This window comes from Streptosporangium minutum, from assembly GCF_002149035.1.
GTDB classification, from domain to species: Bacteria; Actinomycetota; Actinomycetes; order Streptosporangiales; family Streptosporangiaceae; genus Streptosporangium; species Streptosporangium minutum.
Genome location: NZ_NGFP01000261.1, coordinates 1 through 13,043 on the forward strand (window position 1 = coordinate 1; position 13,043 = coordinate 13,043).

General features: G+C 70.1%; 10 protein-coding genes. 3 read left to right on the top strand and 7 right to left on the bottom strand.

What is annotated here, in order from left to right; translation table 11 throughout:
• Window positions 1–397 precede the first annotated feature (397 nt).
• The 3 genes from CA984_RS36680 to CA984_RS36690 all read right to left on the bottom strand — a co-directional run bounded on the left by CA984_RS36680 (window position 398) and on the right by CA984_RS36690 (window position 2,315).
• Window positions 398–1,222 carry a DUF3618 domain-containing protein gene (locus tag CA984_RS36680; RefSeq protein WP_086577996.1) on the bottom strand — a complete coding sequence of 275 codons (825 nt, stop codon included), beginning with the start codon at window positions 1,220–1,222 and terminating at the stop codon, window positions 398–400.
• Complete coding sequence (locus tag CA984_RS36685; protein ID WP_086577997.1) at window positions 1,219–1,620, bottom strand: phage holin family protein; 402 nt, start codon at window positions 1,618–1,620, stop codon at window positions 1,219–1,221. Before CA984_RS36685 ends, CA984_RS36680 begins: the two co-directional genes overlap by 4 nt.
• Window positions 1,621–1,790: 170 nt before the next feature.
• Window positions 1,791–2,315 (bottom strand): GNAT family N-acetyltransferase, encoded by a 525-nt coding sequence (locus tag CA984_RS36690; RefSeq protein WP_086577998.1) that lies wholly within the window; start codon window positions 2,313–2,315, stop codon window positions 1,791–1,793.
• A gap of 300 nt (window positions 2,316–2,615) precedes the next feature.
• On the opposite strand from CA984_RS36690, the gene mads6 reads away from it, so the two are divergent.
• The gene (gene mads6 / locus CA984_RS36695; RefSeq protein WP_242676377.1) at window positions 2,616–4,064 is read left to right on the top strand and encodes a methylation-associated defense system protein kinase MAD6; all 1,449 of its coding nucleotides are present in this window, start codon (window positions 2,616–2,618) and stop codon (window positions 4,062–4,064) included.
• A 55-nt stretch (window positions 4,065–4,119) separates the two neighbouring features.
• On the opposite strand, the gene CA984_RS46670 is transcribed toward mads6, so the two are convergent.
• The 4 genes from CA984_RS46670 to ctaD form a co-directional block, all read right to left on the bottom strand.
• On the bottom strand, window positions 4,120–4,275 hold the full coding sequence (locus tag CA984_RS46670) for a hypothetical protein (RefSeq protein WP_156056206.1): 156 nt from the start codon (window positions 4,273–4,275) through the stop codon (window positions 4,120–4,122).
• A gap of 84 nt (window positions 4,276–4,359) precedes the next feature.
• Window positions 4,360–5,298 (bottom strand): diacylglycerol/lipid kinase family protein, encoded by a 939-nt coding sequence (locus CA984_RS36700; protein WP_086577999.1) that lies wholly within the window; start codon window positions 5,296–5,298, stop codon window positions 4,360–4,362.
• A gap of 315 nt (window positions 5,299–5,613) precedes the next feature.
• Window positions 5,614–8,388, bottom strand: coding sequence for an immune inhibitor A domain-containing protein (locus CA984_RS36705; protein WP_086578000.1), 2,775 nt, complete (start codon window positions 8,386–8,388; stop codon window positions 5,614–5,616).
• A gap of 389 nt (window positions 8,389–8,777) precedes the next feature.
• Window positions 8,778–10,502 carry an aa3-type cytochrome oxidase subunit I gene (gene ctaD / locus CA984_RS36710; protein WP_423229351.1) on the bottom strand — a complete coding sequence of 575 codons (1,725 nt, stop codon included), beginning with the start codon at window positions 10,500–10,502 and terminating at the stop codon, window positions 8,778–8,780.
• Between the two features lie 222 nt (window positions 10,503–10,724).
• Between ctaD and CA984_RS36715 the strand changes: the two genes are divergently transcribed.
• Both CA984_RS36715 and CA984_RS36720 read left to right on the top strand, forming a co-directional pair.
• The gene (locus tag CA984_RS36715) at window positions 10,725–12,086 is read left to right on the top strand and encodes an FAD-binding oxidoreductase (protein WP_086578002.1); all 1,362 of its coding nucleotides are present in this window, start codon (window positions 10,725–10,727) and stop codon (window positions 12,084–12,086) included.
• A 105-nt stretch (window positions 12,087–12,191) separates the two neighbouring features.
• Window positions 12,192–13,043 (top strand): serine/threonine-protein kinase (locus CA984_RS36720; protein WP_133061883.1); only part of this gene is annotated, 852 nt, incomplete at its 3' end.

Genomic DNA, 13,043 nt, shown 5'->3' on the forward strand with positions numbered 1-13,043 from the left:
CCCCGGAAGTCAGCCACTGGGAGCTGGCGACCTGCGACACTCCTGCCATCGGCCATCACGAACCCCCCGCCTGCAGCGCCCCGTCCTGACCGCCCCGCCTGCCCGCCGCGGATCGTGCTCAGGGGAGATTCAGCCGCCGCAGCCACGCCGGGCGCAGCGGGAGGGCCGGGCGACAGCGTCGCCCGGCCCTCCCTGCCCTCCCGGCGCTTCCGGCCCTYCCGGTACTTCCGGCGTTTTCCAGGTCTCCCAGCTCTCCCGGCGCTCCTGGCGCTTTCCGGTCCTCCCGGCGCTCCCGGCGCTTTCCGGTTCTCCCGGTTTCCCGGCGTTCCCGGTACTCCCGCGTTCCCGGCGCTCCCCGGATGGAAGGGCCTCGGACGGCCTCCCGGAGGGCGCCCGCCTACTTCTTCTTGCCCCGCCGCAGCATCCGGAAGACGACCAGGGCGAGCGCGGCCACCGTGGCGAAGGCCAGGACGGGACGCTTGCCCGCCTCGGCCGAGACCTTGCCCGCCGCGTCCTTGAGCTCGACGGGGGTCATCTCCTTGACCCGGCCCACGACCTCGGGGGCCGCCTCCTTCATCCGCCCGACCATCTCAGGGGCCGCCTCCTTCATCCGCCCGACCATCTCGGGGGCCGCCTCCTTGACCCGGCTCACCATCCCGGTCGCGGTGCCGGCGGTGGCCGCTCCCACCCGGCGGATGTCCTCGCCCACCTGAGTGGCGGTCTCCTGGACGCGGCTCTTCACGTCGGTCTTGTGCACCAAAGCCTCCACAGTGTCACCTAGTTCGCGACGGTCCCTCTCGATGTCCCGCCGCACGGATTCCTTGCCTGTCACGCTTGCTTCCTCGCCCGTCACGCCCGTGTCCGTCCTGCCGGCACCGGCACCGCCGGCACCGCCGCCGCCGGTTCCCCCGGCGCCACCCGTGCCGGTCCGGTCCGCGACCGTGTTCCCCGCCCCGGTCCCGGCGTCGGCTCTGGCGGCGTCGGCGCCGTTCGCCAGGTGGGGCGTCCCGTCACGGCTGGACGGCGGGCCGCCGAGGTCCGTGGTGGGCGTCCCGTCACTGACGGCCGGCGGAGCCTCCGCCATGTCCGGCGCGTTCGGCGGGATGTTCAGCGACTCCCTCTCGTCGGGTGTCACGGGCTCACCGACCCCCTTCCGGCGGGAGCCGGTGGTCCCGGCCTCTCCGGGTTCGAAGTCAGGACTGCCCGGGTCTGTCTCAGTCATCGGTGTGCCCTCTCCTTCACCGCGTCGATGTCGTGCTTGAGGCTCTCGATGGTCCGCTCAGGCGCCGGCGGAACGGCCTCGGTCACCTGACGCTTGCCCAGGAACCCGAGAACGGCGGCCACGGCCAGCAGCACCACGCCCACGATCGCCGCGGCGGCCCACGCCGGCATCGCCAGGGCGAGGAGCAGGATCACGGCGGCCACCAGAGCGCCGCCCCCGTACAGGGCCACGACGCCCGCCCCGCCGAACAGGCCCGCACCGATCCCCGCGTGCCTCCCCTTTTCGGAGAGCTCCAGTTTGGCCAGGCGTAGCTCGTCTCTGACGAGGCGTGAGACCTCCTCCGACATCTGCCGGATCAGTTCGGCCGTGGACAGAGCGTCCTTCGGACTGCCGGTCATGGCTGCCTCCTCCCTGCAGGTCCCTACTGGAGAAGGCGCTACCCTCTCCCACCAAGGCAAACCTCCGGCTCACGGCGACGGCACCCGCGCGGGCGAGGGGCGGACTCCTCGCGCGGCTCGTCGTGCGTTCCGTCCGTTGTGCCGGTGCGGACGGCGGCGGACAGGCTAGATCATCTGTGCGAGAGCGCGTGGAGATGGACCTCGACGGTCTCCTCTCCCCCGTCCCAGGACGGTTCGTCGAGAAGCCTGGCCAGCGCGAACCCGCTCTTCTGCGCGACCCTGCAGGAGGCGGTGTTCGCGGCGGCGTGCAGCAGGTCCAGCCGGGACAGCTCCAGGCAGGCGAACGCCCACCGCGCGACCGCGTCCAGCGCGTGAGCGGCCACGCCCTTGCCGCGGGCCGCGGGCAGGACCCAGTAGCCGACCTCTCCGGCCCCGTCGACGACGGACTTGACCCTGATGTGCCCCAGTACCTGGCCGGTCGTCGCGTCCGTGATCGCGAACGCGAACGACGAGTCGTCGGCCCACCCCGCGATCTGGCCGGTGATCCATGCCTTCCCGTCCGGATCGGCGGCCATGGGGGTGGGTGCCCATCTGCGGATCTCCGGGTCGTTCAGCGCCTCCACCACGACCTCGGCGTCGGCCGGATGCCACGGCCGGAGGTGAAGCCTCCCCGCGGCGATCTCCATGGATTCCATGGCAGCCGAGCGTACCCGTCACCGGCCCCCCGGCCGTTCCGGGGCTCCGCGCGTACGGCCGGGCCGGGCCGTCCAGCCGTTCGGCCGGCCCGGTCCGGCGTCCGGCGGCCGGGTCGCCCGTGCCGTGCCGCCGGAAGGCGGCGGACCTCCATGCCGCGCCCTCGTTTCCGATCATGCTGTTACGACGTTTCGCTCCCCTCTCCCTAGCCGGGGATGTGTCATGATCATGGATACTCCGGGCCCGTCAGAGTGGCGGAAAAGTAGAGATACACGTGAGCATGAGACCCTTGCCCTACTTCGATGCACGGTGAGAAGGGCGGCGCGCGAGAGATGGCACAGATCGTCGGTGGCGGACGCCCGGTCAACGATGCCGAGCGGCGGGTCATCGCCCATCTGCGGGACAACGCCCCCGGTGACTGGCTGCTGCTGCACAACATCGAGGTACCGCGCGGCGACGACAGCTTCGAGGTCGACGTGATCGTCCTGACCGGTCACTCGCTCTGCCTCATCGACGTCAAGGGCACGCGCGGCCGGATCGAGGTGGCCGGGACGCGTTGGTTCCCCGCACGGCGGGACGCCTTCGGCTCCCCGGTCGCCAAGCTGCGCGGCAACGGGCGCGCGCTCAAGGGGCTGCTCACCCAGGAGCGCCGTGAGCTGGAGCGGGTCTACGTCGACAGCGTCGTCACGCTGACCGGTCCCGACGCCGAGCTGGTGGACCCGGCCGGCCGTGACTCGCGGCACGTCACCGACCTGCCCGGCCTGGTCGGCGCGCTGAGCGACGCCTCCCGTGTCAGGCGCGGCTACACGACGGACGTGAGGCCGTACCGCACCGCGATCATCGAGGCGCTGAACGGCGCCGTGCGGCGCTCCACAGCGCCGCCGCGGTTCGGCAACTGGGAGGTGGAGGAGCAGCTCGGCGGGGACAACCGGGTGACGGAGTACCGCGCGATCAACGCGACGGTCCCGGGGAGTGAGACGGTCCTGCTGCGGGTGTACCGGGCCGACCCGCTGGCCGAGGAGGAGCCGCGTGCGGCCGAGCGGCGGCTGATCGCCAACGCCTACCAGTCACTCACCCGGATCCCTCCGCATCCGTGCGTCGTGCGTTCACGCGACTTCTTCGCGATCGACGACGAGAGCCGGTTCGTGCTGGTCCTCGACGACGTGCACGGCCAGGCGCTGCACCTGCACCTCACCGCCTCACAGCGATCGCTGTCCACCGGCGCGATGCTCGACCTGATCGACGACATGCTGGTGGGGCTGGCCCACGTCCACGCCAACAAGGTCATCCACCGGGCGCTCAGCCCGGCCTGCGTCCTGGTGACCGAGGACGGCCGGGCGATGCTGACCGGCTTCGACTACGCCAAGCCGGGCCCCCGGGCGCACACCGTGGCCAACGAGCTCCCCAACGTCCTCGACACCCATTACGTGGCCCCCGAGTGCCAGGGCAGGCCCGAGCGGATGACGGCCGCGTCGGACGTGTACGCGGCCGGGGTGATCGCCTTCCATCTGCTGACCGGCCGGCTGCCCCCCGCCAGTCCGGACGCCGAGACCTCCGCGGACGGCGTCCCGGCGGAGGTGATGGAGCTGCTGCGGCGCATGCGCGATCACTCGCCCGCCAAACGGCCGGACGCGGTGGAGGCGCTGGGCGCCCTGCGCCGGGCACGCGAGGGACTCGCCACGGAGCCGGAGCCCCTCCTGCTCGACAGGCTCCGGAACAGATTCCGGCGCTTGTCCGGGCGACAGCCGTGAAAGGCGGCCCGCGGCCCCGGGACGGCGGAGCGTCCCGGGGCCGCGGGCCGCTCGCCTAGTGCCTGGAGCCGCCGGAGCGGAAGCGGTTCATGAACTCCCGCAGCCTGCGCTGGTTGCGCGGGTCACGGGCCATCGTCTTGGCCTTCTCGACGTTTCTCCGCCCCTGCGGGCTGCTCAGATAGCTCCGGATACGGTCCACCAGAGATGCCATGTCTCCTCCAACCCCTCAGGATGACCGCCTACCCCTCAGACCCGGCCCCAATCAGGGGCCGGGCGCCGGGGCGCGGGAACCAGGTCAGGAGTCGACGAAGTGGTCGGGGACCATCACCCGCAGGCCGTTGGGGACGGTCCGGATCGTGATGGGGGTCATCAGGCGGACCTCGCCGTCGACGTCGGCGGCCATCGGGGGCTCGGTCTCCAGCAGCATCTCCCGGCCGACCACGAAGGGGCCGCCCGCCAGGCTGCTCCAGCGGCCGGTGGTGGCCCGCGTGAGGGTCTCCACCAGCAGCCTCAGGCGCTTGCCCGAGCCGAGCTGGTAGGCGACCAGCCGGCCGTTGTCGATGCTGATGTCCTTGGCCACCTGCCAGCCGCCGTGGAAGCGGCCGTTGGCGATGTTGAGCTGGTGGGTGAGCAGCTCGTGGCGGTGGCCGTCCACCGTGATGAAGGCGCGGAACGGCTGGTGGTGGGGGAGGATCGTCAGGGCGGTGAGCGGGTAGGCCGCACGGCCGAGGAGGCGCTTGAGCCAGGGCTTGACCTTGCCGGCCACCTCGACGGAGACGCCGAAGCTGGCCAGGTTGGCGAACTCCCGGTCGCCGGCGATCCCCAGGTCGATGTCGGCGACCTTGCCGGTGTGGAACACCCGGATCGCGCCGGGCAGGTCGAGCGGGAGGCCGAGGCTGCGGGCGAAGTTGTTGGTGGTCCCCAGTGGCAGCACGCCGAGGGCGACGTCGCGGTGGGCGACGTGCTTGACGGCGGCGCTGAGGGTGCCGTCGCCGCCGCCCACGACGAGCAGGTCCGGCTTGGCGTCCAGGGCCGCCTCCAGCGTGGCACGGAGGCGCCTGGGATCGTCCAGGGGGTACAGGCGGATCGGCTCGAAGCCCTCGGCCCGGAGTGTGCGGACCACCTCGGGGTAGAGGCGGCGGCCACGGCGCGACCGCGTGTTGACCACCACGCAGATCCGGCGTCCGGTCCGGACGGCCTCGGTGTGCTCGGACTTGCTGCGAAGCTCTCCCACACTGCCCCTCTTCGATCGGGTGTTCCCTGCAAATCGTAGGGCCGATCCGCCGGTGGGGCACTGCCGGCGGACCGGCCGCGCCACTCGGCAGGCGGAGGGCACGGCCGTCGCACCGGGTCCGGGCGCGCCGTCCCGCCCATGAGGGACGGGATCGGCCCGTCCCTCTCCGGGACACGGCGGCGCCGGCGATCCGGCCGCGGCGCGATCATGACGGCGGCCCCGTGATCACATGTGTGATCACGGGGCCGCCGTCGTTCCGGTCGATCCGCCGGCGGCGTCTCCCTCACGGAGGGAGCCGCGGCCGGCGGACCGGGACTACTTCTTGGGCGGGGTCACGTAGACGACCGCGCCGAGGTTGCCCGGGAGGGGGGTGAGCAGCTGGAACTTCACGCCCAGCGCCTTGCCCTCGTCCCCGGGGTTGCCGGTGCCGAGGACGTGGCCGCCGCCGAGGTCGGTGCCGTACAGCTCGGTGGCCGGAGTGCCGTCGACGTTGACGACCCGGGTGCTGTAGGGCTGGTCGCCCTTGGACGGGACGACCACCGAGGCGTCGAAGTCGCGGTAGCCGAGCGCCCCGTTACGGACCTCCATGCCCGGATACCAGGTCTTGGCGTCGGTGAACTCCGGAACCCCGCGCTGGGCGCCGATCTTGGTGCAGTACTCGCTGAACGGCTCGCCCGCGGCCTCCACGCACTCGGTGAAGGGGTAGGTCTTGCCGAAGGAGAAGGCCGCGTTGCCGGTCTGGACGCGTCCCTGCAGGTTGTCCCTGAGCTCGCCGTCCTTCTCCGCCGCCACACCGGTACGGCGGAGCGGCTCGTAGTGCGAGTCGACGATCATCAGGCTGCCCTTGGAGCCGATGCTCGGCGGCAGTTCGAGGTTGTTGATCAGCGAGTTGTTGGTGAAGGTCGAGTCGCGGTACCAGACCAGCAGGCCCGGGGCGTTGTACTTGAACTTCTCGACCTTCCACGCCCCGTCACGGGAGTAGTTGGTGTCGTAGGCGTGCTGCAGGCCCTTGTCGAAGCCGTCGAAGTTGCGCCACTCGGCGAGGTAGAACCGCGAGACCTCACGCTGGCCGTCGTTGACGACCCAGCCCTGGCCGTGGGTGTTGGTGAAGGTGCCACCGCTCGGCGTCCAGCCGTTGAGGCCGCCTTCGACGTCGTCGCTCCAGACGGTCTGGGCGCCGTTGGTGAGGGCGAAGTCGTCGGCGTGCCAGCCGCGCGGGGAGAAGGCCGCGTCGGTGTTGTAGGTCAGCCGGAGCTTGACGGTCTTGCCGGCGAACGGGGCCAGGTCGACGTAGTCGTGCCGCCAGCCGTTGGTGTTGCCGGTGAGGCCGTACTTCTTGTTGCCGAACTTGACGAGGTTCTTGTTCGGGTCCGGGTAGCCGTCGTCGGTGGAGACCAGGGCGCCGCCCTCGGTGTAGACCTTCTGCTGGGTGTAGGTCGCGCCGCCGTCGACGGAGACCTCGACGAAGCCGAAGTCCCAGTCCTCCTCGATCTCGTAGTTGTTCCAGAGCCAGAACTTCACGTCGGTCCCGGCGGGCACCTGGACGTCACGGGTGATCTTGGCGTCGGCCCACTCCTGGTCGAGGTTGGACCAGAGCGTCTTGGTGCCGCTGTGCGGCTCGACCATCGCCAGCGGCGCGCTGGTCAGGTTAACCCGGAGACCGTCCTCGGTCAGCTTGGGCGTGCGCGAGGTCTGGCCCACCGTCACCGCGCGGGCGCGGTCGCCGGGGTTGAAGACCTTGGGGTTGGCCCAGCCGAGGATCCACTTGTCCCACAGACCCATGTGGGTCGGCATCGACTGGAAGATCGGACCGCTGTGCGAGCCGCTGGACATCAGGTCCCAGAAGTCGACGGCCGAGGAGGCCTGGCCGCTGGTGTCGTAGAGGTCCGGCAGGCCGAGGTCGTGGCCGTACTCGTGGGCGAAGACGCCGACGCCGGAGTCCTCCGGCTGCACGATGTAGTTGGAGATCTTCACGCTCTTGCCGGGGACCTGGTAGCCGCCCGCGACCGCGCTGGAGTGCGCCCAGATCGCGTAGGGGCCCTCGGCGCCGCCGTCGGAGGACTTGTCCTTGCCGGCGTGGACCAGCACGAGGTGGTCGACCACCCCGTCCGGCTCGGCGAAGTTGCCGTCGCCGTCGGAGTCGGCGACGTCCTCGACGTCGTAGTCGGCCCAGGGGAAGTTCGGGTCGCCGGCGGCCAGGGTGTTCACCGCGTCGATGGCGAGCTGGCCGGGGCCGAGCGGGTTGCTCGGGTGGCCGGTCATGTCCTGGATCTCCTTGCCGCAGGCGCGCGCGCCGTAGTAGGCCTCGGAGTGCGGGACCTTGATCCACGGGCTCGCCTGCCCGGAGACCGTGTAGGCGCCCTTGGACATCTCCTCGTACATGTTCTTCATGGTGTGCTTGGAGATGTCGATGCCCTTGCGCCCGTCCCGGGGGTCGGTCAGGTCGGGGCGGACGCGCTGGGTGATGCCTTCCTTGCTGTAGAGCATCTTGTTGAAGTGCTCGGGGCTGAAGTCCGGCACCCAGAAGCTGTTGTTGTCCTTGCCGGGCAGCGACGCGGGGTCGGGGATCTTGTTGTGCAGCGGGCCGTTGAGCAGCGTGCCCGGCGGCTCGGTGACGCACTCGGCGGGGTCCTCGCTCCGCGCGTCCGGCGGGCGGACGAAACCGGAGAAGTCGTCGTTGGCCTTGTCGTCGAACTCCACCAGCAAGGTGAGCAGCTTGGCCGACGTGGTGGTCTTCGCCTTCTTGAACAGGAAGTCGGCGGGGTTGAGCCCGGTCCGGATCGCCTCGGCCTCGCGGGCGGCCAGCACCCGCGCGGCGGTGGGGTTGCCACCGGAGAACTTCTGCTGGATCTTCTTGGACGGGCTGACCTTGCGCGCCTTGGCGTTGGGCGTGGCCGGGTCGTCGACCTGCGGCTCGTCCCTCGGAGGCGTGTAGTTGATGTAGTAGTCGGCCGCGGTCGGCTGATACCGCGCGGCCGAGGTGTCGGCATCCGCCGACGTACCGCCCATTGCCAGTCCCGTGGCGGCCAGGCCGACCACGGGCACTATCGCGAGAAGGCGTTTGCCGACGCCTCTGCCTCTGCTGGACAACGCATACCCTCCCTGCCCGGGTTCGCCGGGCGCGGACGTCCCCGGCGCGCCTGATGCACGCGCCGAGCGGGACGTTAGACGAGAAGGTAAAGCGGCAGTAAAGCCGCCAAATGATGTTGTCAAACTGCAATAAATGGTTGTTTGTTAGAAAATGGTGATGATTTCCACTCCAACACCGTCGGCGACCGCTCCATGGCAGGTCAGGCGGTGGAGCCGGGCCGCGAGGCGGACGGGCACATCACCGTGGACGCGAAATGGGCCGGGCATGCGACGCCGCGCGGGACGGAATGCATAACGCGGATGTATAACCCCGTCTTATGCCTCCGGCCATATCCCCGGGACGCCTGATGAGCGCCGAACGGGCGCCGGGCGGCGGGACAGGGACGCCTTCAGATCTCTTCGGAGGGCGCGGTCGGGTCGAGCTGGCGCGGCTGGGCCTCCGCCCGGGGGTGGTGCAGGTCGAAGGCCGGGCGCTCGGACCGGATGCGCGGCAACGTGACGAAGTTGTGCCGCGGCGGCGGGCAGGAGGTCGCCCACTCCAGGGAGTTGCCGAAGCCCCACGGGTCGTCGCTGGTGACCCTCGGCGCGTGCCGGCTGGTCACCCACACGTTGTAGAGGAACGGCAGCGTGGAGGCGCCGAGGATGAAGGCCCCGATCGAGGAGATCAGGTTCAGGCCGGTGAAGCCGTCGATCGCGCTGTAGTCGGCGTAGCGGCGCGGCATGCCCTCGGCGCCGAGCCAGTGCTGGACCAGGAAGGTGGTGTGGAAGCCGATGAACAGCAGCCAGAAGTGCACCTTGCCGATGGTGTCGTTGAGCATCTTGCCGGTCATCTTGGGCCACCAGAAGTAGAAGCCCGCGAACATGGCGAACACCACGGTGCCGAACAGCACGTAGTGGAAGTGGGCGACCACGAAATAGGAGTCGGTCACCTGGAAGTCCAGTGGCGGCGAGGCCAGGATGATGCCGGTCAGCCCGCCGAACAGGAAGGTGACCAGGAATCCGACGGCGAACAGCATCGGGGTGTGGAGGGCGATGTGCCCGCGCCACATGGTGCCGGTCCAGTTGAAGAACTTCACCCCGGTCGGGATCGCGATGAGGAACGTCATGAACGAGAAGAACGGCAGCAGCACCTGGCCGGTGGCGAACATGTGGTGCGCCCACACCGTCATCGACAGACCCGCGATGGCGATGGTCGCGCCGACGAGACCGATGTAGCCGAAGATCGGTTTGCGGCTGAAGACCGGGATGACCTCGGTGACGATCCCGAAGAACGGCAGCGCGACGACGTAGACCTCGGGATGGCCGAAGAACCAGAACAGGTGCTGCCAGAGGATCGGGCCGCCGGTCTCGGGCGCGTAGATGTGCGTGCCGAACTTGCGGTCGGCCTCCAGGGCGAGCAGGGCGGCGGCGAGCACCGGGAAGGCCATCAGCACGAGCACGCCGGTAAGCAGCACGTTCCAGGTGAAGATCGGCATCCGGAACATGGTCATGCCGGGGGCGCGCATGCAGATGATCGTGGTGATGAAGTTGACCGAGCCGAGGATCGTGCCGAGGCCCGCCATCACCAGGCCGGCGACCCAGAGGTCGCCGCCGTACTGCGGGGAGAAGGTCGAAACCGACAGCGGCGTGTATCCCGTCCACCCGAAGTCGGCGGCGCCCCCGTCGGTGGCGAAGCCGCTGAGCGTGATGATCCCGCCGAACAGGAAGAGCCAGAAGCTCACCATGTTCAGGCGCGGGAAGGCGACGTCGGGCGCGCCGATCTGCAACGGCATGATCACGTTGGCGAATCCGGCGAACAGCGGCGTGGCGAACAGCAGCAGCATCAGGGTTCCGTGCATGGTGAACAGCTGGTTGTACTGCTGCGGGTTGACCACCTGAAGTCCGGGCTGGGCCAGCTCGGCCCGGATGACCATGGCCATGACGCCGGCGATCAGGAAGAACACGAACGAAGAGATCAGGTAGAGATATCCGATGACCTTGTGGTCGGTCGAGGACAGCCACGACGCGAGCTTCGATCCCCTGGCGGTAGGCACAAGCGTGGGCCGCTGCTGCACTGTGGTCACAGCCGGCTCCCTCCCGTTGGCGTCAGCCGGACACGGCGGGACTTCTCCCATCCGTCCACCTTGTCAAGCCTCTGCCCGGCTTCCACAGAATGGACACCCCTCGCAGAGCGTCTCAAGCAGGTACAGAACTGTTCTTTTACCTAATTTTCCCCTTCGGTCTCCAGATGGGACGCCGGGCGTTCCGGACTCCGGTCTTCCAGGGCACCCGGGCGCGGCCGTCACGGCCGGCGGCCCTCTGCCACCCGTACGGGCCGTAGGCCGTAAAGTCCCACTGTGACCGCTATCGCCGAACTTGTCGCTGCACTCGCACCGGAGAAGGTGCTGACGGACCCCGATGTGACCGACTCCTACGCGCGGGACCGGACCTTCCTCGAACCGGGCAGGCCGCTGGCCGTCGTGCTGGCCGAAACCCGCGACGACGTCGTCGCCACCCTCAGATGGGCGAGCGAGCACCGGGTGCCGGTGGTGCCCCGGGGCGCAGGCACGGGGCTGGCCGGCGGAGCGACGGCGATCGAGGGAGGCGTCGTCCTGGCACTGCACAAGATGACGGCGATCAGGGAGCTCTCCCCCGCCGACGAGATCGCGGTGGTGGAGCCCGGCCTCATCACCGCGGACCTGGACCGGGCGGCCCGCGAGTACGGGCTGATGTACGCGCCCGACCCGTCCTCCTACGAGATCTCCACGATCGGCGGCAACCTGGCCACCAACGCGGGTGGCCTGCGGTGCGTCAAGTACGGCGTGACCCGCGACTCGGCGCTGGGCCTGGAGGTCGTGCTGGCGGACGGGCGGGTCCTGAACACCGGCAGGCGCACGGTCAAGGGCGTGACGGGCTATGACCTGACCGGCCTGTTCGTCGGCTCGGAGGGGACGCTCGGTGTGATCACCGCGGCCACCGTACGGCTGCGCCGGGCGCCCGCCGTCTATCCGGCGACGATCGCGGCCGAGTTCACCTCCCTCAGGGACGCGGCGCGCGCGGTCGCGGCGATCATCGCCGCGGGGTGCCAGCCGTCACTGCTGGAGATGCTCGACCGGACCACGCTCAAGGCCATCGACGACTGGCGGAACATCGGGCTGGAGGAGTCCACCCAGGCGATGCTGATCGCGCAGTCGGACGCGGCGGACGCGGCGGCGGTCTCCGGGCGCATGGCGGAGCTGTGCACCGCGAACGGCTCCCCCTTCGTGGCGGTCTCCTCGTCCCCGCAGGAGGCCGAGGAGCTGATCGGGGTGCGGCGGATGGCCTACCAGGCCAAGGAACGGCTCGGCAAGTGCCTGGTGGAGGACGTGTGCGTGCCGCGCTCGGCGCTGCCGTACATGATCGAGAAGATCGAGGCCATCGCGGTGAAGTACGACGCGCTGATCGCCACGGTGGCCCACGCGGGCGACGGCAACCTGCATCCGATCTTCATCTTCGACCACGGCCTGGCCGAACCGCCGCCCAACGTGTGGGCGGCCGCCGACGAGGTCTTCCGGGAGACCCTGGAGATGGGGGGCACGCTCACCGGCGAGCACGGCGTCGGGCTGCTGAAGCGGCGCTGGCTCTCCCTGGAGGCCGGACCGCTCACCGAGGAGATCCACCACGGGATCAAGCAGGTCTTCGACCCCCTCGGCATCCTCAATCCGGGCAAGGCCATCTGATCGCTGATCTGCTGAGGTCCGCCCCGGCGGAGGGGGCGGACCTCAGTAGATCGCCCGTCTCACTGCCCACACTGGTAGCGTTCTACACCACATAACCCAATTTGCATGCTTTGTCGGGGGGTCATCGTGGTGCAGCCGCTGTCGGCGGAGGATCCTCAGCGGCTGGGACCGTTCGAGCTGACCGGCCGGCTCGGGGAAGGCGGCCAGGGGGTCGTCTACCTGGGGCAGGGGCCGGCGGGCGAGCAGGTCGCGGTCAAACTCCTCCACCATGGGCTGGCGTCCGATCCCGACGCCCGGACGCGGTTCCTGCGGGAGGTCTCGGTCGCCCAGCGGGTGGCCCGGTTCTGCACCGCCCCGGTGCTCCACGCCGACCTCGCGGGCAGCCAGCCGTACATCGTGAGCGAGTACGTGCCGGGCCTCTCCCTGCGCCAGCTCGTCGACAAGGAGGGCCCGCGCCGCGGCGCCGCGCTCGAACGGCTCGCGATCAGTACGGCCACCGCCCTGTCGGCGATCCACCGCGCGGGGATCCTGCACCGCGACTTCAAGCCGGCGAACGTGCTGATGGGCCCGGAGGGCCCGGTGGTGATCGACTTCGGCATCGCCAGGGCGCTGGACTCCCCCGGGATGACCGCGACCGGGATGGCGATGGGAACGCCGTCCTACCTGGCCCCCGAGCAGCTCAGCGAGGGCGAGGTGACGGCCGCCGCGGACGTCTTCGCCTGGGGCGTCACGATGGTCTTCGCCGCGACGGGGAGGCCCGCGTTCGGCGCGGACTCCATCGCCGTGGTGATGAACCGGATCCTGACCATGGAGCCCGAGCTGGGCGGCCTGGAGGGGCAGTTGCGCCTGCTCGTCGCCGCRTGCCTGTCCAAGGACCCGTCACGGCGTCCCACCGCCGAGGAGCTCGTCAGCCACCTGATGGGCGCGACGCTCGCCTCCCCGGTCCGACGCCAGGCC